This window comes from Henriciella marina (genome assembly GCF_027213945.1).
GTDB classification, from domain to species: domain Bacteria; phylum Pseudomonadota; class Alphaproteobacteria; order Caulobacterales; family Hyphomonadaceae; genus Henriciella; species Henriciella marina_A.
Genome location: NZ_JAPWGW010000001.1, coordinates 450,171 through 470,981, shown reverse-complemented (window position 1 = coordinate 470,981; position 20,811 = coordinate 450,171). Strand labels below are relative to the sequence as shown.

At 60.6% G+C, this 20,811-nt stretch carries 22 protein-coding genes; 15 read left to right on the top strand and 7 right to left on the bottom strand.

What is annotated here, in order from left to right; genetic code table 11:
• The first annotated feature begins 13 nt into the window (after positions 1–13).
• The 3 genes from O4G74_RS02360 to O4G74_RS02350 all read left to right on the top strand — a co-directional run bounded on the left by O4G74_RS02360 (position 14) and on the right by O4G74_RS02350 (position 2,567).
• Positions 14–184: a DUF1192 domain-containing protein gene (locus O4G74_RS02360; RefSeq protein WP_269401061.1), complete on the top strand. Its 171-nt coding sequence runs from the start codon at positions 14–16 to the stop codon at positions 182–184.
• Positions 185–277: 93 nt separating this feature from the next.
• Positions 278–823: a DUF1465 family protein gene (locus tag O4G74_RS02355; RefSeq protein WP_269401060.1), complete on the top strand. Its 546-nt coding sequence runs from the start codon at positions 278–280 to the stop codon at positions 821–823.
• 109 nt (positions 824–932) lie between these two features.
• Positions 933–2,567, top strand: coding sequence for a pilus assembly protein (locus tag O4G74_RS02350; protein WP_269401059.1), 1,635 nt, complete (start codon positions 933–935; stop codon positions 2,565–2,567).
• A gap of 9 nt (positions 2,568–2,576) precedes the next feature.
• Here O4G74_RS02350 and O4G74_RS02345 read toward each other — a convergent pair whose 3' ends face one another.
• Entirely contained in the window at positions 2,577–3,068 is a 492-nt protein-coding gene (locus O4G74_RS02345) for a winged helix-turn-helix transcriptional regulator (protein WP_269401058.1), read from the bottom strand.
• A 134-nt stretch (positions 3,069–3,202) separates the two neighbouring features.
• Between O4G74_RS02345 and O4G74_RS02340 the strand changes: the two genes are divergently transcribed.
• Positions 3,203–3,775, top strand: a complete 573-nt coding sequence (locus O4G74_RS02340; protein WP_269401057.1) for a peroxiredoxin family protein — start codon at positions 3,203–3,205, stop codon at positions 3,773–3,775.
• 40 nt (positions 3,776–3,815) lie between these two features.
• Complete coding sequence (locus O4G74_RS02335) at positions 3,816–4,319, top strand: hypothetical protein (protein ID WP_269401056.1); 504 nt, start codon at positions 3,816–3,818, stop codon at positions 4,317–4,319.
• A 1-nt stretch (position 4,320) separates the two neighbouring features.
• On the opposite strand, the gene O4G74_RS02330 is transcribed toward O4G74_RS02335, so the two are convergent.
• Together O4G74_RS02330 and O4G74_RS02325 are read right to left on the bottom strand one after the other, a co-directional pair.
• Positions 4,321–4,803, bottom strand: a complete 483-nt coding sequence (locus O4G74_RS02330; RefSeq protein WP_269401055.1) for an arsenate reductase ArsC — start codon at positions 4,801–4,803, stop codon at positions 4,321–4,323.
• Positions 4,800–6,527, bottom strand: a complete 1,728-nt coding sequence (locus O4G74_RS02325; protein ID WP_269401054.1) for an amidase — start codon at positions 6,525–6,527, stop codon at positions 4,800–4,802. The genes O4G74_RS02330 and O4G74_RS02325 overlap by 4 nt, the downstream gene beginning before the upstream one ends.
• An 83-nt stretch (positions 6,528–6,610) precedes the next feature.
• Here O4G74_RS02325 and O4G74_RS02320 point away from each other — a divergent pair, with 83 nt between their 5' ends.
• Positions 6,611–8,869, top strand: coding sequence for a prolyl oligopeptidase family serine peptidase (locus tag O4G74_RS02320; protein WP_269401053.1), 2,259 nt, complete (start codon positions 6,611–6,613; stop codon positions 8,867–8,869).
• Between the two features lie 137 nt (positions 8,870–9,006).
• Complete coding sequence (locus tag O4G74_RS02315; protein ID WP_269401052.1) at positions 9,007–9,894, top strand: SDR family NAD(P)-dependent oxidoreductase; 888 nt, start codon at positions 9,007–9,009, stop codon at positions 9,892–9,894.
• A gap of 4 nt (positions 9,895–9,898) precedes the next feature.
• Here O4G74_RS02315 and O4G74_RS02310 read toward each other — a convergent pair whose 3' ends face one another.
• Complete coding sequence (locus O4G74_RS02310; RefSeq protein WP_269401051.1) at positions 9,899–10,189, bottom strand: hypothetical protein; 291 nt, start codon at positions 10,187–10,189, stop codon at positions 9,899–9,901.
• On the opposite strand from O4G74_RS02310, the gene O4G74_RS02305 reads away from it, so the two are divergent.
• Complete coding sequence (locus O4G74_RS02305) at positions 10,188–11,168, top strand: DMT family transporter (RefSeq protein WP_269401050.1); 981 nt, start codon at positions 10,188–10,190, stop codon at positions 11,166–11,168. The two genes, O4G74_RS02310 and O4G74_RS02305, sit on opposite strands and share 2 nt — an antisense overlap.
• Positions 11,169–11,250: 82 nt before the next feature.
• The gene (locus O4G74_RS02300; RefSeq protein ID WP_119379407.1) at positions 11,251–12,021 is read left to right on the top strand and encodes a hypothetical protein; all 771 of its coding nucleotides are present in this window, start codon (positions 11,251–11,253) and stop codon (positions 12,019–12,021) included.
• 33 nt (positions 12,022–12,054) lie between these two features.
• Here O4G74_RS02300 and O4G74_RS02295 read toward each other — a convergent pair whose 3' ends face one another.
• The gene (locus O4G74_RS02295) at positions 12,055–12,882 is read right to left on the bottom strand and encodes a hypothetical protein (RefSeq protein ID WP_269401049.1); all 828 of its coding nucleotides are present in this window, start codon (positions 12,880–12,882) and stop codon (positions 12,055–12,057) included.
• Between the two features lie 222 nt (positions 12,883–13,104).
• On the opposite strand from O4G74_RS02295, the gene O4G74_RS02290 reads away from it, so the two are divergent.
• Positions 13,105–14,121 carry an SDR family oxidoreductase gene (locus tag O4G74_RS02290; RefSeq protein WP_269401048.1) on the top strand — a complete coding sequence of 339 codons (1,017 nt, stop codon included), beginning with the start codon at positions 13,105–13,107 and terminating at the stop codon, positions 14,119–14,121.
• 15 nt (positions 14,122–14,136) lie between these two features.
• Here the strand turns inward: O4G74_RS02290 and O4G74_RS02285 are convergent, their stop codons facing one another.
• The gene (locus O4G74_RS02285; RefSeq protein ID WP_269401047.1) at positions 14,137–14,994 is read right to left on the bottom strand and encodes a hypothetical protein; all 858 of its coding nucleotides are present in this window, start codon (positions 14,992–14,994) and stop codon (positions 14,137–14,139) included.
• Between the two features lie 181 nt (positions 14,995–15,175).
• Positions 15,176–15,361 carry a DUF1674 domain-containing protein gene (locus tag O4G74_RS02280; protein ID WP_269401046.1) on the bottom strand — a complete coding sequence of 62 codons (186 nt, stop codon included), beginning with the start codon at positions 15,359–15,361 and terminating at the stop codon, positions 15,176–15,178.
• 108 nt (positions 15,362–15,469) lie between these two features.
• Between O4G74_RS02280 and htpX the strand changes: the two genes are divergently transcribed.
• From htpX to O4G74_RS02255, 5 genes are all read left to right on the top strand, one after another.
• Complete coding sequence (gene htpX, locus O4G74_RS02275; protein ID WP_269401045.1) at positions 15,470–16,378, top strand: zinc metalloprotease HtpX; 909 nt, start codon at positions 15,470–15,472, stop codon at positions 16,376–16,378.
• Complete coding sequence (locus O4G74_RS02270; protein ID WP_269401044.1) at positions 16,375–17,658, top strand: RsmB/NOP family class I SAM-dependent RNA methyltransferase; 1,284 nt, start codon at positions 16,375–16,377, stop codon at positions 17,656–17,658. Before htpX ends, O4G74_RS02270 begins: the two co-directional genes overlap by 4 nt.
• A 116-nt stretch (positions 17,659–17,774) precedes the next feature.
• Entirely contained in the window at positions 17,775–18,281 is a 507-nt protein-coding gene (locus tag O4G74_RS02265; RefSeq protein ID WP_269401043.1) for a glycine zipper 2TM domain-containing protein, read from the top strand.
• Positions 18,282–18,377: 96 nt separating this feature from the next.
• Positions 18,378–19,046, top strand: coding sequence for a ribulose-phosphate 3-epimerase (gene rpe, locus O4G74_RS02260; protein ID WP_269401042.1), 669 nt, complete (start codon positions 18,378–18,380; stop codon positions 19,044–19,046).
• Positions 18,997–20,796 carry a heparinase II/III family protein gene (locus O4G74_RS02255; protein ID WP_269401041.1) on the top strand — a complete coding sequence of 600 codons (1,800 nt, stop codon included), beginning with the start codon at positions 18,997–18,999 and terminating at the stop codon, positions 20,794–20,796. The genes rpe and O4G74_RS02255 overlap by 50 nt, the downstream gene beginning before the upstream one ends.
• The last annotated feature ends 15 nt before the right edge of the window (positions 20,797–20,811 follow it).

Genomic DNA, 20,811 nt, shown 5'->3' with positions numbered 1-20,811 from the left:
GGAGGCCCGATCAATGTTTGAAGAGGACACGCCGCGTCCGGCCAAGCTGGATCTTGAAATATTATCCGTGGATGAACTGAAGGCTCGGATCGAAACGCTGAAAGCCGATATCGAGGCATGCGAGGCTGAGATCGCCAGGAAAGAGGCGCACAAATCGGCGGCGGACAGTATTTTCAAGTCTTAAGTCACGACCCGATCTTAAGACCCTTTAAAGGTCTGGGGCCCTAGTCTCTGCGATTAAGCCTGATAAATTTTGCGGACTGTGCTGAGGGGAAATATGGCTGCCGTTTCCAGTCAAAAAGCGCTCGACGAGATGCAGCCGGACTTCACGTCCGGACGCGTCTTCGACAAGGTATTCGCAGAAGGTATGGCGCTCGTCGAAAGAACAGCGAGCTATCTGGACGGCCCAGGCCGCGAGATGTCGCGCAAGCTGCCGCGCGAAGCGGGCCTCACCTATGCCGCATGGAGCATGGAACTGACGGCGCGCCTGATGCAGGCGGCGAGCTGGCTGGTCATGCAAAGGGCGGTGCGCGATGGGGACATGTCGCGTGAGGATGCACTGTCGCCAAAATACAGACTGCGCCGGGAAGCGCCTGCGCTGGAGGCATCTGAGCAGCGCGGTCTCGGCCTGCCGGACGCTTTCCTCGACCTCGTTGAGAATTCCGAAGCCCTCTACAACCGTATCTGCCGTCTGGATGAGGCTATCTATCAGTCTGGTACTGAGGCCCATGAAGGTCCTGTGAACCGCCAGATCGAGGCGCTGAAAGCAGCGGCTCAAGAGGGCGCGTTCGATCCGCTGAAGATCTGGAGCGGCACGCGCTAGAGCCGCCTGAAGAAGCTCGGCTTTTTACCGATTCATTTGAAATTTAATCCATTGGGAGAACCGGTTTTTGACGCAGTTGCGCTAGACCTGCCGCAATGGAGATTGGTTAATGCGTTTCTGGAACGACCAGCGCGGCAATACCGCGATGATTTTTGCTCTCTGCGTGATCCCGCTACTCGCGATTGCGGGCGGCGCGATCGACATGACCCGCCATCGCACGGCGTCGGTGGAAACGCAGGCGGCGCTGGATGCCGCGCTTCTCTATGTGGCGCATGACCTGGGTGAGCGCGACATCGAGGTTCTCAAGGCCGAGGCGCGCGAGGTGTTCGATGAGCAGATGCGCGGGCGCGGCGTCGCGATTCACGATTTCGAAATTGTTCAGAATGGCGACGACATCACGGCGACCGTCGATGGAGACATCGACACGACACTTCTGGGTCTAGCTGGCGTCACGCAGCTGGGCGTCAGCCGTGTCTCTCAGGTGCGCCACAGTGAGCGCAAATTCGAAATTGCAATCTCGTTCGATACCACAGGGTCGATGAGGGGTGACAAGATCGTCCAGGCGCGCGCAGCTGCTAAACTGCTGGTCGACAAGATCGATGCCGCGACGAGCAAGACCTCCAGCCGCCGCTTTGCGCTGGTGCCGTTCTCGACCTGGGTGAATGTCGGGCCCGAAAACTGGAACAAGAACTGGATCGACAAGGATGGCCGCTCTGATGTGAGCGCGACGAATCTGTTGCCGCGGACCAGCCGTGTGAAGCTTTACGAAGCGCTGGGTGAGGTGTGGCCAGGCTGCGTCGAGGCCCGCGAATATCCGCTTGATGTGGATGATACCCGCCCCCGGCGCCGTAATCCGGAAACTCTCTTCACGCCGAGCTTCTATCCCGATGAGCCTGATGACCGGCGCCGCTATGCCAATGACTATCTCAATGACCGTGGCTGGTCCTGGAATTCGATGAGTCTTATTTCCGATGTTTCGAAATATGGTGTCGCAATCATACGCGCATCGACGAATGGATTGGCACCCGGCCGTGGACGCGATGATGACGATGACGATGACGATGATGATGATGATGATGATGACGACGACGATGACGAGCGAGGAAATCGGGGTCGCGGAAATAATGGGGCACCGGCCCTCAAGCGTTCCTACCGCTTCTATTCCGACGTCACGACGCCGATCGGCCCTGGCTTCAATTGTTCGACCCGCCCGATTGTCCCGCTCACCGAGAATGCGAGCTTCATCAAGAGTGAGATTGATCGTCTGGAGGCTGAAGGCAGCACCAATATGAGTGAAGGCGTTGCGTGGGGCTGGCGCGTTCTGTCGCCCGAGGCACCGTTTACCGAAGGTGGGCCATACGATGATCGAAGTGTCGACAAGGTCATGGTGCTGCTCAGCGACGGCAACAATCATGTAAGCTCCCGGTCCGATATGCGGGGTAGCGATTATTCGGCCTACGGATATGCCGCAAATGGGCGCATGAATGTCCCATCACGACCATCGCAGTCGCAGATCTGGACCGAGATGGACAGGCGTACGCTGGAAGCGTGCAGCAATGCGAAGGCGGCGGGCATCGTGATCTATGCGGTGCGCCTGGAGCTGGACGATGAACGTTCTGACGGTGTGCTTAGCAAGTGCGCGACATCGCCTGAGCACTATCTGGACGTCCCGGACGCATCGCGGCTGGGTGAGGCGTTCAGCCGGATCGCTGACGATGTACTGCAGCTCTACCTGGCGAAATAGGGCCGTCCACTAGCGCCGGATAACCACCCGCAGATCGTCGAGGGCGACTTCGCGGCCGGCGCTGGACACAAAGGCCAAGCGCACCGCATCGCGGCTTTCCGCATCGGTAAAGCTGATTGGCGGCTGTCCGCCAGCGCCAAGCCAGGCATCGCCCCACTGGGTAAGGCCGATCAGGACCGGGCGCAGCGCCTCGCCCTGGTCGGTCAGCACATATTCAGAGCGCGCGCGGCGGCCTTTCAGCTTGTAGGGCCTTTTTTCCAGCAGGCCTGCATCGACAAGATCGTTGAGGCGGCTGGAGAGGACGGTGCGCGGGGTGCCAAGCTCTTCCTGAAAATCATCGAAGCGGCGAACGCCATAAAGCGCCGACCGCAGGATCAGGAGCGTCCAGCGGTCACCGATCAGTTCGATGGCGCGCGCAAGGTTGCATTGCGAAGGCGGGACGGGCGATTTGCGCGACAATGGGACCATGATGGCGAAAGCCTGCATGAGTTCGTCAGACAAATCCAGCCACCCAAGAGACGAATCTCGCTGAATATCTTTCAGCAACTTCGCCTGAGCGCACGAAATTGTCATTCGCCGTTGAGACAGGGGCGCACTACCGTCAATGCGGCAAGGTTCGGAGAAGGAAGCAAAGCATGTTCGTACGGGGTATTCTGGCCGGAGGAGCCGCGAGCCTGTTTGCTTTGGCGGCGGTTGCTGAAGAGAGCTCGATCGGGCCGCAGGTTGGGGCGCCGGCCCCGGTGAGCGAGGTCGTCACGGCCCAAGGTGAAACCGTGTCCCTGTCGGACCTTTCGGGAGAAGCGGGCGTCGCTGTCGCCTTTGTGCGCTCGCTCGACTGGTGCCCATATTGCAGGCAGCAGGCGATCGAACTCGAGGGTGCAAAGGCGCCGCTTGCGGCATCAGGCTGGGCCCTCACGGTGCTGTCTTACGATCCACCTGAAACACTCACTGCGTTCGCGGAAGAAAAGGGCCTGACCTATACGCTGGTTTCCGATGAGGGGTCGGACGCCATCCGGGCTTTCGATCTGTTCAATGAGGAGATGCGCGAAGGGTCGAGATACTGGGGCATTCCGCACCCGGCCATCGTCTTCATCGACACTGATGGCATGGTCGTCGAAGTGTTACGTGAAGAGGGCTATAAGGATCGCCCGCCGGTTGATGTGGTCATCGAGGCGGCCGAGCGGCTGAGCCAGACGGGCGCAGGCTAAGCAGACTTGCTGAGCCTGCTGAGGCAGCTATCTGTCAGGCATGCTCCACCCGCTTTCGAGACAACTTGCCGATACGGCGAAGTTCACCTCCACCCATGCGATCCTTGTCGTCGAGACGGAGACGTCGCTGCCATGGCTTGTGACCGGGGCAGTGCTGATGGTGCAGCAGGCCTGCGTCATGGCGCTGTCCGAGGCAGGCGCAGAGCTGCCTGCCATGCCGGGGCCTGGGGAACTGGTCGCGCGGGTGTCCGACCCGGCTTTCCTTGAGCAACCCTATACGGCGCCGCTGCGGCCCGAAGAGCACCGTGCCATTGAGCGTGTCATCGCGGCGCGAAACGATGTGATGCACCCGCGGCCAAGGGGGCTCAGCCTGGATGCCCGTGCGCTGCCGGAAGGCCTGTTCACCTGCACCAAGCTGGTGCGTCATCTTGCGATCACCCAGCCGGTGCGCCCGTCCATGATGGATGGTCATGACCTTGTGGTCATTCAGGACGCGCTGGGTCTGATCGATACGTCCGCTGATTTCTGGGCGAGCGTGTTCTAGCTTAACGCTGGGTGTGAATTGCCTGGATGGCGGCCTTCAACTCTGCTTCAGAGAGAGCGTCGAAGTCGAGTGCGGCGAGCTTCTGAAGCCGCTTTTTGAGGCTAAAATACGTGTCCTCAAAAGCGATGCGCTGGCGTGACATCTCCTCGACATCGGCCGGATCCGGTAGGCCCCAATGTACCTGAACCGGGTGGCCGGGCCAGTAGGGGCAGGCTTCACCAGCGGCATTGTCGCAGACCGTGATGATGACATCCATGTTTGGCGCATCGTCACCGGCAAAGACATCCCAGCTTTTCGAAGAGAGTCCGCTCGTGTCGTGGCCCTTGGCCGACAGCACAGCGAGCGCGACGGGATGCGGCTCCCCGCGCGGGGTCGAGCCAGCGCTATAGCCCTTGAACCCAGGCATGGCAGAGACCAGCACTTCGCCGATGATCGAGCGCGCGGAATTACCTGTGCAGAGTATCAGTATATTATGGTTCTTCAAAGGGATGGTCGTTCTCCTGCGACGCCGAGCGCGTCTTCAAGGGCTGCGCCGAATGAGAGCAGCGTGTTTTCCTGAAAGAGGGGCGCCCAGAGCGAGATGGCAATGGGCGTGCGCGCCGTCGAGGCGTTCTCATCTTGCGGCTGGCCGAAAATGCTGCGCGGGCGCGTGTCCTGAAAGCCTGCGCGCATGACGAGGGATGGATGACCGGTGAAGTTCGTCGGCGTCAGCATGCCGGACGAGAAGTTCGGGCCGATGACGAGGTCTATCCCCTCAAAGGCCTCATGCATGGCCTGCATCCAGAGGCGGCGAAGCCTGTCGACCTGAATGAGGTCCACCGCCGACACGAACCGGATGGCGCGGAAACTGTTTGGCCAGGCTGGGTCCTCTTGCCAGACCATATCATCGTCACGATTGGAGAGGGTGAGCTCTTCAAAGGCAGCGGCCGCCTCGGCAAGCAATTGTTGCGGTAGCGGCGCCGAAGGAAGCTCGGGCCGTTTAAAGCGTACGAAAGTCGCACCTAGCTTTCTTGCCTCGACGAATGCGGCTTTTTCGACATCGGTCGCGGTTTCTAGCCAAGCATCGTCGAAGCCAACTTTCATTCCAGTGAAATCGGTCGTCGGCTGATAGCCGAAACTCGAGTGGAGCGAACCTGTATCCTGTGCATCGTATCCGTTGATGGCGCTGAGCACGTGACCAAGATCTCCGACGCTGCGCGCCATTGGGCCGACCTTATCGAGCGACCAACAGAGCGCCATTCCACCCGCGCGCGAGACACGTCCGAAAGTTGGACGCAGCGCGGACCCGCCGCAGCGGTGTGAGGGCGAGACAAGAGATCCCAGTGTTTCCGTACCAATTGCGAAACCGCAAAGCCCAGCGGCGACCGCAGATGCCGAGCCCGCGCTGGAGCCGGATGAGCCTTCGCGCGGATCGAACGGGTTTCGGGTCACGGCGCCATACCAGATGTCGCCATAGGCGAGCGCGCCGCAACTCGTCTTGCCAAGCAGGACGGCACCTGCCTCTTTCAGATTGCGAACAACGGCACTGTCCGCCGTCGCCAGCTCGCCTTCGCTATAGGGTTTTGCGCCCCATGTGGTGCGGGCGCCGACCGCGTCAAACAGGTCTTTAAGTCCATATGGGATACCGTGAAGAGGGCCCCGGTCTTTGCCGTTCGCAAGTTCCGTATCCATCGCTTCGGCCTCTTCGCGGGCGCGTTCAGGCATGACGGTGATCCATGCGTGAAGTTTAGGGTCCAGCCGGTCTATGCGGTCAAGATAGATATCAGTCAGCTGGCGGGAGGTCAGGTCTCTGGACCGGATCCAGCCTGCGAGCTTCGTCAGCGGCGCAAAGGCGATGTCTTCGCTGTTCGCTGGCAGGGAAGAGGCGGATGGGATCGTGGCCGTAGTCGCCGAACTCGATTTCGCAGCCGGGTAGTCGAGCCCGGGGAGACGCGGATCGAATGTCTGGGCCGGGGCGAGCGCGTTCGGCTTTTCGACGGCACGAAGTTGCTGAATGGCGCTAAGCTGGTCTTCGAGCGCCGACACCATCTGCTCACGCTCAGCGTCGGTGTATTCGACACCGAGAAGCTTTTCCGCGCTGGCTATCGTGCCGGGGGAGATGGTCGCCATGTCTGTTTCCTGCGCGGCGGCGCGCCCTGAAAGCGCGGCCATACCCGAAATACCAGCGGCCCCAACCTTGAGGAGGTTGCGGCGGGTTGTGTCTTTCATGGATGCACCCCTGTATCCGGATAATCTTTTCTGCTTAACCATGCAGGAAACGATATTCTGCGTCACCTTATCGGAGTTTCTGGATGAAAAAACCCCTGACAGCGATGGCTGCTCTTGTTCTTGTTGCCGCCTGCCAATCGACCCCGGCGCCGAGCGAAGAGGCTGATGTCGCGGCGCCCGAAACCGTCGAGCCTGCTGAAGCAGATGTGATGGAAGAAGAAGCTGAAATGATGCCTGAGGAGGCCGTTGCCGAAGTGAAAACCTATCCGCAGGAAAACGTTGCCCCGGGTGAAGATCCCTATGTCTGGCTTGAAGAGGTAGAGGGCGAGGAAGCTCTCGAATGGGTTCGCACCCAGAATGAGCGCACACTGGCAGAGCTTCAGTCCGACGGCATGTATGACCGCTATTATCAGGCTGCGCTGGATGTCCTGCAGTCCGATGAGCGCATCCCGTACGGGGCTGTGCGTGACGGCTATGTCTATAATTTCTGGCAGGACAGCACCAATGTGCGCGGCGTGTGGCGCCGCGCCTCTCTGGAAAGCTACGAAACCAGCAATCCACGCTGGGAAACCCTGCTCGATATCGACGCGCTGGCTGAGGAAGAAGGCAAGAACTGGGTCTATAAGGGCGCCAATTGCTTCAAGTCCGATGCGGGTGCGCGCTGGTATTGCATGATCTCGCTATCCGATGGCGGCAAGGACGCCGTGATCCAGCGCGAGTTCGATATCGCCACCAAGAGCTTTGTCGAGGTCGGCTTTGTGACTCCAGAGGCGAAGCAGGGCTTTGCCTGGGTGGATCGCAATACGGCATTGATTGCCACGAACTGGGGCGAAGGCACGACCACGGCCTCGGGCTATCCTTTCATCGTGAAGCGCTGGGCGCGCGGCACGCCGTTGTCTTCGGCTGTTGAAGTCGTGCGCGGTGATGAGAGCGATGTCGGTGTCTGGCCATCGGTGATCGAGACCGATGATGGCCGCCGGCTGCAGGTGGCTGTCGAGGCAGATACTTTCTTCACGTCCACCTATTGGTGGATGCCGGAGGGCGAGGTCCGCCCTGTCCGTATGCCGATCCCGCAGAAGTCATCGCCGCAGGGCGTCTATCAGGGCAATCTGCTGATCACGTTGAAGCAGAACTGGTCACCGCGCGCTGGGTCTGCCTTCTTCTCTGGCGACGTGGTTGCGTTCGATCTCGAGACCTTCCTGCGCACGCGTGAAGTGCCGCCGGTCTCGCTCGTTTTCCACCCTGAGAACAATCAGGCGGTGAATGGTGTCGCGATTGCGAAGGGCGCAGCACTCCTCTCGATTGACGAAAATGTGCGCGGCAAGGTCTTGCAGATCGAACCAGCCGACAATGGCTGGTCACGCACGGAGCTGAGCCTGCCGGGCACGTCCGGTCAGGCGGGGATCGCTTTTGCTGACCGCGATTCCGATACGGTTTTCATCAACTATGAGGACTTCCTGACGCCTGACAGCCTGCTCCGCTATGATGTGAGCTCGGGCGAAGTGCGTCAGATCAAGAGCCTGCCCAACAAGTTCGACGCCGAAGGCCTGGCGGTGGACCAGCATTTCGCAGTCTCTACCGACGGCACGGCGATTCCGTACTTCATCGTCTATAAGGAAGGGATCGAGCTTGATGGCACGACCCCGACGCTGCTCTATGGCTATGGCGGCTTCGAGGTCTCGATGAACCCGTCCTATTCGGGCGTGCGCGGACGTCTCTGGCTGGAAGAGGGCGGCGCGTATGTGCTGGCCAATATCCGTGGCGGCGGCGAGTTCGGCCCGGCCTGGCACCAGGCTGGCCTGAAAACGCAGCGCCAGATCATCTATGATGATTTCATTGCCGTGGCGCAGGACGTTATCGGCCGGGGTGTGACCTCGACCGACCATCTTGGCATCATGGGCGGGTCGAATGGCGGCCTTCTCATGGGCGTGATGCTGACGCAGCGTCCGGACCTCTGGGATGCTGTCGTGATCCAGGTGCCGCTGCTTGATATGCTGCGCTACCACCTGCTGCTGGCAGGCGCGTCCTGGGTCGATGAGTATGGCTCCCCGGATGTGCCCCGCGAGCGTGCCTTCCTTGAGACGATCTCGCCGTACCAGAACTTCGACCCGAATGCGGATTATCCGACGCCATTCTTCGTGACGTCGACCAAGGATGACCGCGTACATCCGGGCCATGCGCGCAAGATGGCGCGCAAGTTCGAAGTCGCTGGCAAGCCGTTCTATTATTATGAGAACATTGATGGCGGCCATTCGGCGGCAGCGAACCAGAAAGAAGCGGCCCGCCGCACTGCGCTGGAGCATGTCTATCTTCACCGCAAGCTGTTCGGCGAAGACGAGTAGGCTTTTCAGCTAAACGAATGACACGGTTTACCCCCGGGGCCTCCCATGGCGCCGGGGGTTTTCTTTACCCGACGCCAATCTTGACTTGCGGCCCCTCCCGGCGCCCCCTCGCTGGCAAACAATATGAGGAGGAATGCATGGGCGATCTAAGCGGGAAAACGGCAATCATCACAGGTGCGGCGAGCGGCATTGGCTATGCCGGTGTCGAAGTGTTTGTCGAGGCCGGCGCGAATGTCGTGGCGGGCGACCTGCAGGACGAAAAGGGCAAGGCGCTGGAAGCGCGATTTGGCTCTGACCGGGTGCGCTATGTCCATTGCGACGTGACCAAGACATCAGACCTGAAGAAGCTGTTCGAAACCGCGCAGGACGCTTTTGGCGGGCTGGATATCCTCTGGAACAATGCCGGTCATGGCGGCACTCCAACCGGCGTCGAGGAGCTGGATGAGGATGGCTGGGACCAGACCATGAACCTGCTCCTGAAGTCGGTATTTGTTGGCACCAAGCTGGCCGTGCCGATGATGAAGGAGAAGGGCGGGTCGATCATCAACACATCATCGATTTCCGCAGTTTGCGCAGGCTATGCGCCGATCACATATTCGGTGGCCAAGAAAGGCGTCGCGCACTTCTCCAAGCTCGCCGCCGCAGAGCTTTCCAAATACAAGATCCGGGTCAATTCGATTCTGCCAGGCTTTATCGCAACGTCGATCTTTGGCGCCTCACTGGGCCTGTCGCGCGAGCAGGCAGACCAGATGGCCGCCCTGGTCGAGCAGCAGGGTGGGCGTATGCAGCCAGCCGGTCGCACAGGTGCGGCCAAGGACATTGCGGACATGGCGCTCTTCCTTGCGGGCGACCGGTCAGGCTTTGTTACGGGCGGGGAATTCCTCGTCGATGGCGGTATGACGGTCGGCCCGCGCCATAGCTGGGACGAGAGCGATGGCGGTCCGCTTCTGGATGCACTTGGCATCTCGATCGAACAGGCAGAGCAGATGCGCCTTGCCATGGAGGCCGGCCAGGCAGGCAGCTGACTGGTCAGCCCCTGGCGGCCTCGCTGGCGGCGAGGGCAGGGATGCTCTCGACCGCCGTCAGCAGGTCATCGAGTGAGGCCGCCTCGGCGACTGGGCGGTCCTTTTCGTCAAATAGCGCGAAACCGTCATCTGTTTTACGAAGCGGGAATTTGCGCCAGTGCGCCCGGGTGCGGTAGAGCCAGACCTCTTCCGGCTCTGCGCCGGCAGCTGACCATCCGGCCCACATATGGTCGGCCGGGACGCTTCGCCATAGCTTGTCGATCTCATCGAGGTCAGATTGGGAAAAGGTCTGCATGAGCCGTGAAACAGAAATGGAAACTGAGGATGAGCCTAGTACAGGCAAGCTGTCAGGCAATGCCCTAGGCGCGGTTTTCATGCTGTTTTCGGCGGTCGGTTTCACTGCCTATACGGTGCTGTCCAAGACGCTGACAGAGGAGGTCCACCCGGTTTTCCTGGCTTTCTGGCGCGCGTTCTTCGCCTGTTTCATGTCCGTGCCGATCATCATGCGGGTCGGTATCAAAACGATGCGAACGAAGCATCCGGGGCTTTTGCTGTTACGGTCTCTGTTCGGGACGCTGGGCTTCACGCTGGCGATCGTCGCACTGTCGGCAGACTTCAACCTGACCTTCTCACAGTTTAACGCGATCAGCTTTTCACGCTCTCTGTTTGTGACGGTTCTGGCGGCGATCTTCCTTCGTGAAGTGGTCGGGCCGCATCGCTGGGGCGCGGTCATTATCGGCTTCTTCGGCGTGCTGATCATGATGGTGCCGGGGGTGTTCGTCTTCTGGATGCCAGTGGCGCCGGGTGCAGGCTTCAACCTCGACACCGGTACGATCTGCGCGATCCTCAGCGCCTTCTTCCTCGCCTTCGCCATCGTGCTGGTGAAGACGCTTTCGGCAGAGCTGTCGGCCGTGGCGTTGCTGACTTATGCGAACGTGCTCTCGTCCATCCTGCTTCTGCCCTTTGCGATCTATTACTGGTCGATGCCCTCGCTGGAGACATGGGGCTGGATCGTGGTCATGGCGGGCGTCGGCTTCGTGGCGCAGTTCTGTTACATTTCGGCGGTGAGCATTGGAGACGCGTCTTTTCTGTCACCGCTCGACTATCTTCGCCTGCCGATGGCGACGGGCGCGGACCTTGTCATTGTCGGCATGCTGCCGGGCGTGAATGTCTGGACCGGTGCCGGGATCATCATCGCTTCGGCCGTCTACATCACCTGGCGGGACCGCAAGAAAAAAGCTCAGAAAGTGACTGTGCTGGAGAAGCGCGGCTAAGGGAGGGAAAATCCTTTCAACCGGCTTGCCGCGTTCCAAACCTTGTGCTCCGCTAGCGGTCTCCGGGATTTACGAGGCTGGCATGGAAAAGACACTCAATATCGGCGCGGTCATCGGCGAGACGTTCAGCGTGATCGGCCGCAAATTTGCGGACCTTGTCGTGCTCGGCCTTGTCTTCGTGGGTGTGCCGACCTTGCTGGTCGCGCTGTTTTCCTCGCAGATGCTGGAGCGGACGCTTGAAGGCGGCACGTTCGAGATGAATTTCTCGTTCGGCTACTTCCTGGCGAACCTGCTCTACGCACTCTTCCCCTTCATGTTGCAGGCAGCGGTTGTGCATACGACTGTCACCTCCCTCAACCGCGGTACTAGCGACACGGGGGAGGCCATTGGTACGGCGCTGCGCGCCCTCGTGCCGCTTTTCATTGTCTCGATCCTGATGAGCATCGGCCTGACGATCGGCTTCCTCCTCCTGATTATCCCCGGCCTGATCCTGCTCACCGTCTGGGCCGTCGTGGTGCCGGCGCTGGTGATCGACAAGGCCGGGATCTTCGGCAGTTTCGGGCGCAGCGCAGATCTCACGCGCGGCTCGCGCTGGCAGATCTTCGGCCTGATCCTGATCGGCTATGTGATCCTGTTTATTCTCGGCGCCGTGCTGGGCCTCTTATCGATCGGTGTTGGCGCAGCTGGCGTCATCGCAAGCGGCGGGATCAGCATGCCAGCGATGCTGATGAGCGTTGTCGTCGATACCGCGCTCGCCATCGTTGGCGCGGTCGGCGTGTCCGTTCTCTATGTGCACCTTCGCGAGCTGAAAGATGGCACGCGCGTGGATCATATCGGTGACGTGTTTTCCTGACGTTGACTGAATGATGTTGCCGACGCCCTAGGCTTACTCTGGAAAGAACGTACCGCCGTATGATTTCAGCTCGCGCTTGACCCGCATGCAGGCGGGGCTTTCCTCACAGGTCGAGACACCGAGCCGGGAGAGGTAGGTCTCGCGGGTCTCTTCAATGTCGATGCCGAAAGCTTCTTCAGTATAGGCACCGCAGACCGACCGGCCGGTGCGTTCTGCTTCCTTGAGGGCGCCCCTGTTCTGGCTCAGCAGGGGGACGCTGGCGTGACCACCATTGACGCAGCGGGCCATGTAGCCAAGCCAGTCGCCATGCTGCCTCGCGATATCCCTGTAGCTCTCAACGAAAGCTTTTTCGGTCATGTCCACGTCTGGTGTGGCCAGATAGTAGACGCTGGAGGGATCGTACTTCTTGGACTCCACGCGCGAGACAAAGCGTTTGTTGCCGTCAAAGTCCGGCCTGTCGGAAATGCTATTGCCGCCCTGCGAACCGGGCGTGAACTCAGCCAGCCAGGCATTCAACGGGTCGGGGAAAAGCACGGCGTAAGCCGGATCGCGGCCAGCAACGCCGACATAGGCCGCCCGCGCCTCGCTCACATCGCCCTGCTGGTGCGCGATATAGGCGCCCGTGAAATTTGTGATGAGGAAACCCAGGGTGAAAAAGGCGATCGCTTTCCAGCGGAAGAAGAGAAGCGAGACGATCGTGCCCAGAAGGAACGCGCCGATGACGACGGCGAGCCACTGATATGACGTGCCCCAGAGCGAGATTATCGACCCGAAAAAGAAGGCCAGGATAACAAGCAGGAATAATAGCCTGACGAGATTTGGGACAAAGCCAGTGCCCAGAAGTGTGCCGCGCGAATTCATCTTAACCCCCAGCGTTTCAGTCGAACCAATATGCCGGGCCAAGCTGAACGTGAGATAAACAGAGACGGGTCCGGCGAAACTTATTTGCAATCAAAACAGACTGGTAACCAACACCGCCTGAAAGCATGAAGGCGATTCGGTGATGCTGGCGGGCGTTGCGCGCCGATTTCGCTTGCCAAAGTCCGCCCGGAGATCGACCTTCGCCGCTGGAAGGGGATTTTCATGGCAAAGGTTCTGGTTACCGGGGCGACGGGTTTTATCGCGTCGCATCTGATATTGCAGTTGATCGAGCGGGGCTATGAGGTTCGCGGCACGGCGCGCTCGACCGACAAGGCCGCCCGGCTCAATGAGATCCTGTCCGACTATGCAGGCAAGCCGGTCGCTATCGAGCTGGTCGCAGCCGACCTCAACAAGGATGAGGGCTGGGCCGAGGCCGTAAAAGGCGTGGACTTTGTCCAGCATGTTGCCTCACCCTTTCCGACAGATGCGCCGAAGTCGGCCGATGAGCTGATCATTCCGGCGCGCGACGGCGCGCTGCGCGTGCTTCGTGCCGCAAAGGCCGAAGGGGTCAAACGGGTCGTGATGACGTCTTCCATGGCCGCGATCGGGTATGGCTGGGGCGACAAGCGCCCCGACACGCTGACCGAAGTTCACTGGTCGAACGCCGACAACCTCAAGGACAATACCGCCTATGCGCGGTCCAAGACGATCGCTGAGAAAGCGGCCTGGGACTATGTAAACGGTGAGGGGGCAGGGCTGGAGCTGTCGGTCATCAATCCTGTCGCCGTGCTTGGCCCGGCCATGAGCAGGGATGTGTCGTCCTCACTCCAGCTTGTGAGCCAGCCGCTGGAAGGAAAACTGCCAGCTTTTCCGAAGCTGAGCTTTGGCATCATTGATGTTCGGGATGTCGCGCGCGCGCATATCGAGGCGATGGAGCGCCCGGAAGCGGTCGGCGAGCGCTTTATCTGCGGCGGCGACATTCTCTGGATGGACGAGATGGGTGAGGTGCTGCGCCAGGCATTTCCAGACAGGAAGATGCCGAAAGGCACACTGCCAAACTGGCTGGTCCGGCTGTTTGCACAGATCAATCCGCCGCTGAAGCAGGTCTTGCCAGAGCTTGGCAAGAAGCGGGCTTATTCGAACAAGAAGCTGAAAACCGTGCTGGGTATCGACCCGATACCGGCCGATGAGGCGATCATTGCGAGCGCGAAAAGCCTGATAGAGCTGGACGCCGTCTAGCCTGGCAAGGCGGCGCTAGTGTCCGCCGCCGCCGTGACCGCCACCTTTATGGCCGCCGCGGCGTCCACCATGGCCACCACCTTTGTTGCCGCCATGACCGCCGCCTTTCCAGCCGCCGCCCTTATGGCCACCACCGCAAGTATTGCACCCGCCGCCGTGATGCTTGCCGCCGCCACCGCCGCGGAAGCTGCCATTGAAAGTGAATGAGGCGGCTGCATGGGACAGGGCGCTCGCCGAGGAGCTGGCGCTGGCATACGCAAAGCCGCCACCGCCTCCATAATAGCCACCGTCGACTCCATTGCCCACGCCGCCATCAAAGCTCGAAATGTCGAGGTCGACATCGCGGCGGGCGTGCGTCGTGGTTCGCGCGGCGGAGCGCGTCGTGTAACCGGTGCTGCGCGTCGCTGTGCGTGAGACGGAGACAGGGCGCGGTGCCGGACGAGACACTGCGCGGGTCGTGTAGCTGACCTGCGCAGGCCGCGCGGCAATGGCGTTGTAGCCGCACGCCGCACCATAGGCATGCGCGTGTCCAGCATGCGCTGCGGCGTAGGAGTGAGAAATGGACCCCGAGGCATAGCCGCCATGGCTGACGCTATGGGCCCCGACGCTGCGCGCCGGTGCGCTGGTATAGCCGTGATGGCTGGAATGAGCCGCGCCATGAGAGGGATGCGCCGTCTGTGGCAGCGGCGGGCACGACCAGGTGTCGTGGCCGACCAGATAGCAGCCTGGCTCTGGCGGTGTTTGCTGGGCGTGAGCCTGAAGCGGCGCGGGCCCCCTGTTGACCGGACGATTTTCGTACCCGTCTGCAAGTGCAGGGGTCGTCAGAAGCGCAGCAGATGCAGCGAGCAAAGCGGCCTTGTACCGATATGGCATAGTATTCGCCTCCTGAGCGAAAGTCCGGTCGATCTAGGCAGTCCTGCAGCAAATGCAGGGCCAATGATCAGTAAACGTCATACGCAGCAGCGAATCAAACAGCTTAACCGGAGAGGGGAAAGGTGCTCGCGTGGCACGTGCAGAGCGCATTGGAGGCGGGTCGTCGATGCGGTCACCAAATCTAGAAGTCGTAGGTGATCCCCTTGCGCTCCCAATCGCCAAAACGCGTGGGCTCACGGTGTCGGGGGCCGCCCTGTTCCTTTTCACGCTCGGCCTCGAGCGCTTTTTCGTGCTCTATCTGGGCATCGCGGCGAGCTTTTGCTTCGTCGAGGGCGCGTTGAGCTTCGGGAGAAAGGGGTTTTTTCATTAGAATATTGTCATGCTTGCGGCGATGAACTTCTCAGGCGTGTTAACTCTTTCCATATAGTTCAACGCAAAATATTAAAAAGTCTGCCTTCATCATCAAGGAGCCCCGATGCCGGGAACAATGAAGACATTTGTCTTGCTCGCTGCAATGACAGCGCTGTTCATGGCTGTTGGCTATCTCGTGGGCGGTGTTGTGGGCATGGCGATCGCATTTGCCATTGCCCTGATGCTTAACGTTTATTCCTGGTGGAATGCCGACAAGATCGTGCTGCGCATGCAGGGCGCACGCGAAATCTCGCCGGATGAGCGCTCGCCCATCTTCCGCACCTTCGCCAATGACACGCGGGCGCTCGCCGCTCATGCCGGTCTGCCTGCGCCGCGTATCTATATCATAGACACCCCGCAGCCGAACGCGTTCGCGACGGGGCGTAACCCGAAGAATGCAGCCGTTTGCGCGACGACAGGCCTCCTCAATACGCTGACACGCGAGGAAGTCTCTGGTGTCATGGCGCATGAGCTGGCGCATGTGGCGCACCGCGATACGCTGACCATGACTGTCACGGCGACCCTTGCCGGTGCCATCGGCATGCTGGCCAACTTTGCGATCTTTTTCGGTGACCGGTCGCGTGGAGGGATTTTTACCTCAATTGCCATCATGATCTTTGCGCCAATGGCGGCGGGTCTGGTGCAGATGGCGATCAGCCGGTCACGCGAATATGAGGCGGACAGGCGCGGCGCGGAAATCTGCGGCAATCCTTACTGGCTTGCCTCGGCGCTCGAAAAGATAGACAGGGGCGCACGTTCCAATCTCAACCAGCGTGCCGAGGCCAATCCGGCCATGGCGCACGTCTACATCATGAACCCGCTTGCCGGGCGCAAAGGTGACAATCTGTTTTCGACCCATCCTTCTACCGCCAACCGTGTCGAGGCGCTGCACAAGCTTGCCATGGACATGAATGTGGCGCCGCCTGAGCGGCTCTATCCTGAAACGGTCACAGCGCGTGGGCCCTGGGGATGAGTGCATCCAGATCAAGACAAGCTGCCGCCGATCTCCTCATTGAAACACTCGACAATCGCCGCACGCTGGATGAGGCGATGGAGCTTTCGGAGACGTATGGCGCATTGACCGGCCCGGACCGGGGCTTTGCCCGGGCTATGGCGAGCGCGGCGTTGCGCCAGCTCGGTCGTATCGACAAGGGGCTCGCGCCTTTCCTCAACCGTCCGATCGAGACGGCGGTGCCGCCAGCCCGCGCACTGTTGCGAGTGGGCGCGGCGCAAAGCTGGATCCTCGATACGCCGGCGCATGCGGTGGTGAGTGAGACTGTGAACGCCGCAAAGCAATGGGCGCGGGCGCGGTCCGCTTCGGGCTTTCTGAATGCAGTGTTGCGCAAGGCCGTGAATGACCGGACCGCTTTCGACGCGGCGCCAGCGACCTCTGTCTGGCCGGACTGGCTGACGGTGGAGCTCATGACGTCGCTTGGTGTTGAAGGCGCATCCGCGCTGGCCCGTCTGCAGATGGAGGAGCCGGATCTCGACCTCACCGTCCGTGATGAGGGATTTGCCGAAGATCTTGCAAAGCGGATCGGTGCGAAACGCGTCGGGCTTGGCAGCTTGCGGGTTGCGTCTGGCGATGTGGCGGGGGTTGAAGGCTACCGCGCGGGGGACTGGTGGGTTCAGGATGCGGCGGCGGCGATCCCAGCGCAGCTTCTGGACATAGAGCCTGGTCAGACCGTGTTCGACCTTTGCGCCGCGCCGGGTGGTAAGACGATGCAGATCGCTGCGAAGGGCGCCAAGACAATCGCTGTCGACCGATCAAAAACACGGCTGCAGCGGGTTGAGGAGAATCTTGAGCGCACGAATTTGCGAGAGGCTGTCGAGATCGTCGCGGCCAATGCCGAAACATGGTCTCCGGACACATTAGCTGACGCTATCCTGCTGGATGCGCCGTGCTCAGCCTTCGGGACGCTGCGGCGTCACCCGGAGGGGGCCTGGATCAAGGGACCCGACGACATTGCACGCTTTCCTGAGGTGCAGCTTCGCCTCCTGAAGGCAGCGGCGGGGCTGGTAAAACCGGACGGCACGATCGTCTATTGCGTCTGCACACCGTTGAAGCGCGAAGGGGCTGACGTTGTGGCCGCCGCGCTTAAGGATGCCGGGCTGGAGCGTGCGCCGATCACTGCCGAGGAGGCGGGACCATTTGCGAGCGCACTGACAGGGGCGGGCGACCTTCTCACCCTGCCGCAGGACGGGTTTGCGCACGACGCGTTCTACATCTCGAGACTTCGCCGGACCGCTTGAGGCGATCAGTCGCCGAAAAGTATTCGTACGCCTTATTCTTGCCGCCCGTAATTCATATTCCATTCAGCCTGGGAGGCGGATACTTCATGCCGTCCCGTTGTCAAAGGATCCGGATCATGAATACGAATACCTCTCGCGTCGCCAAGCCGAGCCGTCTGATGGCAGGCGCCTTTGTCGCGCTTACGATGACGCTGGCAGGGTGTGCGAGCACTTATGGCGCAAACACGGTCAGCCCGAACGAAATCGGCTATGCCTCGCAAGTCGAACTCGGCACGATCAGTGACGTGCGCGAAGTGACGATCCGCCCTGACAATAGCATTCTTGGTGCAGCGACCGGCGCGGTGCTCGGTGGTCTTGCAGGCTCTGAGCTTGGTGGCGGCGACAAGGCGCAGACGGCTGGCGCCGTTGGCGGTGCGGTGCTTGGCGGCCTCGCCGGTAATGAGCTCGGCAAGGGCATGAACACCCGCCGTGGCTTTGCCTATACGGTGCAACTCGATAGTGGCCGCACGGTAGAAGTCGTGCAGGGGGCGGATATCGCTATGTATCCCGGTCAGCGCGTGAACGTCACCTATGGCGGCGGGCGCACGACTGTGTCTCCGGCGCAGGGTTATTCCCGCTACTAGAGTGGCGACCGGCTTCGGCTGGAGGCTGCTGAAATTGAAGTTCCCATGCCGCCGTGAGCCTTGTGCTTGCGGCGGTTAGGCCTTACCCAGCGTGCCATGTCACGCGTCATGATCTCCCCCTCCATACTGTCCGCCGATTTCGCCTGTCTGGGCGAAGAAATTCGCGCCATCGATACCGCTGGCGCCGACATGATCCATGTCGATGTGATGGATGGGCATTTCGTGCCGAACCTCACTTTCGGCGCGCCGGTTATAAAGAAGCTGCGTCCGCATACGGACAAGCCGTTCGATGTTCACCTGATGATCGCGCCGGTCGATCCCTACATTCAGGACTTCGCCGATGCCGGCGCTGATATCCTAACGGTTCATCCAGAAGCGGGTCCGCATATCCATCGTACGCTCCAGTCGATCCGTGCAGCGGGCATGAGGCCGGGCGTCGCCATCAATCCCGGCACCCCTGCCGAAGTGGTAGATCCTATCATTGATGATATCGACCTAATCCTGGTCATGTCGGTGAATCCGGGCTTCGGTGGCCAGAGTTTCATTGACAGTCAGCTCAGAAAGATTGAGTCATTCCGTAGGAAGATAGATGCCTGTGGACGCGACATCATTCTTGAAGTCGATGGCGGACTGACTCCGGAAACGGCGCCTCGTGCAATCGAGGCTGGGGTAACAGCGATCGTCGCAGGATCAGCTGTGTTCAAGGGGGGTGCGGATGCTTATGCTCGCAACATCGCCGCGCTTCGTGGAGAAGACGGCAAGTAGAGCTATTAGCACCAGGCGAGTGAACGCAGTGGAGTACGCCAAATCGACCCCACCCCCACGCCGCACACCTGAAGAGGACGCGGATCTGTGGATGCGTCTCGCTGGCATCAGCGGGCAGGACATTGCCGCGTCCCCCATTCACCGGCTGAAGATTTCCGGTGCCACGCCAGACAATTTTTCGATCTATCCGGACCCAATAGCCCCGCCTGACCATATGCGTGGCGAAAGCCTGATGAAGGATGTCTGGCGCATCGGTGCTGACAAGATCGAGATGAATGAGGGCCTGCCGCCATGGACGGCGCCGCTTCCATCACGCCATTTTGCTGACAGGGTGCACCGGTTCGACTGGCTGGCGGATGTGTTCGCCCAGGGCGAGGCGGGGGCAGAGCGCGCCTGTTATCTCGTCGATGACTGGATGGCTAATTTCGGTCGCTTTAACGGGTTCGCCTGGCGTATCGGTTGCGCGGCTGACCGCGTCTGGAACTGGATGCTATGCGGGTCGGCGCTTTTCACCCGGGGCGAGCCTGCCGATATTGAGCGCCGGCTCGAGACGCTCGCGCGGCACCTGCGCCATATCGAGGCGTTACAGCCAGACTGCGTGGACTTCATCGCGCGCTGGCGTGTCGCCTGCGTTGTGGTGCTCGACAGCCTTTGCCTCAAGCAGGGTGAAGGCCTTGATGAAGCGCTTGAGCTTCTGGAAAGTGAGTGCACAGCACAGATCCTGCCAGATGGTGGACATGTGACCCGGGCGCCAGCGCGCGGCCTGCGAACCATGCTGGACCTCTGCATTCTGGCGGACGCGTTCGGGAAAGCCGGAAGGCCGGTCCCGGACTTTGGAAGCAAATGGATTGAGCGACTGGGCGGAATGGTCGCCTTCTTCCGCGGCGGCGATGGCGCATTGCCGCCATTCAATGACAGCGATGAGAGCCTGCCGCAGATTGTCGATGCGGTTCTGGGGCGCATGAAGAGTAAGCCGCGCGGTTTCATGGTGGCGCCCAAGTCCGGCTTTCATAAAATACTCAAGGCCGGGGCATGCCTTATTCTGGATGCCGGCGAAGCACCGGCGCAACCTTTCGGTGATGGCGCGCATGCCGGCGCGCTGAGTTTCGAATTCCAGGATGGCGAGTCGCGCCTTGTGACGTCATGCGGTTTCAGCCCTGAGGCAGATATCGACTGGCGCGCAGCTGTGCGCCGGACCGGCGCGCATTCAACGCTGGTCCTGGCAACGGAGGATTCGGCCCCCTTTCAGCGCAATGAAGAAACCGGGCTGACCTTCCCTGAAGGTCCGGATGGCATCTTTGCCAAGCGCATGGAAGAGAATGAGGAGATCTGGCTGGACGCGCAGCATGGCGGCTATAAGCGGCTGTTTGGCCTGCTGCACCGCCGCCGGCTTTTCATGTCTTCAGACGGCAGCCGTCTGACAGGTGAGGATTCCCTTGCGCGTCCCCTCTCGCAGGGACCGGCCAAACTGGAAAAGCCGATACCGTTTGCTGTGCGATTCCATCTACATCCGACGGTTTCGGCGACGATGAAAGACAGCTACATCCGGCTTCGCACCGATTCTGGTGATATCTGGCATTTCAAGACGAGCCATCCTGGTGCGAAACTTGAAAAGACCGTTTACCTGAGCCGCGGTGTGGTAGAAAAAAGCAGGCAGATCGTTCTTTCTGGTCGTGCGGACCCGAATAGTGATGGTTCTACGCCGCCAAATTGCCTTAGGTGGGCATTCTTGAAGGAAAAGGCAGATTGACGCCACGCGATGAAG

Bases quoted from the DNA above. Each gene is read 5' to 3' on its own strand.
- O4G74_RS02270 (WP_269401044.1), top strand. From the start codon at position 16,375: ATGAGTGCATCCAGATCAAGACAAGCTGCCGCCGATCTCCTCATTGAA.
- O4G74_RS02360 (WP_269401061.1), top strand. From the start codon at position 14: ATGTTTGAAGAGGACACGCCGCGTCCGGCCAAGCTGGATCTTGAAATA.
- O4G74_RS02285 (WP_269401047.1), bottom strand. From the start codon at position 14,994: ATGCCATATCGGTACAAGGCCGCTTTGCTCGCTGCATCTGCTGCGCTT.
- O4G74_RS02340 (WP_269401057.1), top strand. From the start codon at position 3,203: ATGTTCGTACGGGGTATTCTGGCCGGAGGAGCCGCGAGCCTGTTTGCT.
- O4G74_RS02295 (WP_269401049.1), bottom strand. From the start codon at position 12,882: ATGAATTCGCGCGGCACACTTCTGGGCACTGGCTTTGTCCCAAATCTC.
- O4G74_RS02350 (WP_269401059.1), top strand. From the start codon at position 933: ATGCGTTTCTGGAACGACCAGCGCGGCAATACCGCGATGATTTTTGCT.
- O4G74_RS02320 (WP_269401053.1), top strand. From the start codon at position 6,611: ATGAAAAAACCCCTGACAGCGATGGCTGCTCTTGTTCTTGTTGCCGCC.
- O4G74_RS02290 (WP_269401048.1), top strand. From the start codon at position 13,105: ATGGCAAAGGTTCTGGTTACCGGGGCGACGGGTTTTATCGCGTCGCAT.
- O4G74_RS02315 (WP_269401052.1), top strand. From the start codon at position 9,007: ATGGGCGATCTAAGCGGGAAAACGGCAATCATCACAGGTGCGGCGAGC.
- O4G74_RS02310 (WP_269401051.1), bottom strand. From the start codon at position 10,189: ATGCAGACCTTTTCCCAATCTGACCTCGATGAGATCGACAAGCTATGG.
- O4G74_RS02335 (WP_269401056.1), top strand. From the start codon at position 3,816: ATGCTCCACCCGCTTTCGAGACAACTTGCCGATACGGCGAAGTTCACC.
- O4G74_RS02325 (WP_269401054.1), bottom strand. From the start codon at position 6,527: ATGAAAGACACAACCCGCCGCAACCTCCTCAAGGTTGGGGCCGCTGGT.
- rpe (WP_269401042.1), top strand. From the start codon at position 18,378: ATGTCACGCGTCATGATCTCCCCCTCCATACTGTCCGCCGATTTCGCC.
- O4G74_RS02280 (WP_269401046.1), bottom strand. From the start codon at position 15,361: ATGAAAAAACCCCTTTCTCCCGAAGCTCAACGCGCCCTCGACGAAGCA.
- O4G74_RS02305 (WP_269401050.1), top strand. From the start codon at position 10,188: ATGAGCCGTGAAACAGAAATGGAAACTGAGGATGAGCCTAGTACAGGC.
- htpX (WP_269401045.1), top strand. From the start codon at position 15,470: ATGCCGGGAACAATGAAGACATTTGTCTTGCTCGCTGCAATGACAGCG.
- O4G74_RS02300 (WP_119379407.1), top strand. From the start codon at position 11,251: ATGGAAAAGACACTCAATATCGGCGCGGTCATCGGCGAGACGTTCAGC.
- O4G74_RS02255 (WP_269401041.1), top strand. From the start codon at position 18,997: ATGCTTATGCTCGCAACATCGCCGCGCTTCGTGGAGAAGACGGCAAGT.
- O4G74_RS02265 (WP_269401043.1), top strand. From the start codon at position 17,775: ATGAATACGAATACCTCTCGCGTCGCCAAGCCGAGCCGTCTGATGGCA.
- O4G74_RS02355 (WP_269401060.1), top strand. From the start codon at position 278: ATGGCTGCCGTTTCCAGTCAAAAAGCGCTCGACGAGATGCAGCCGGAC.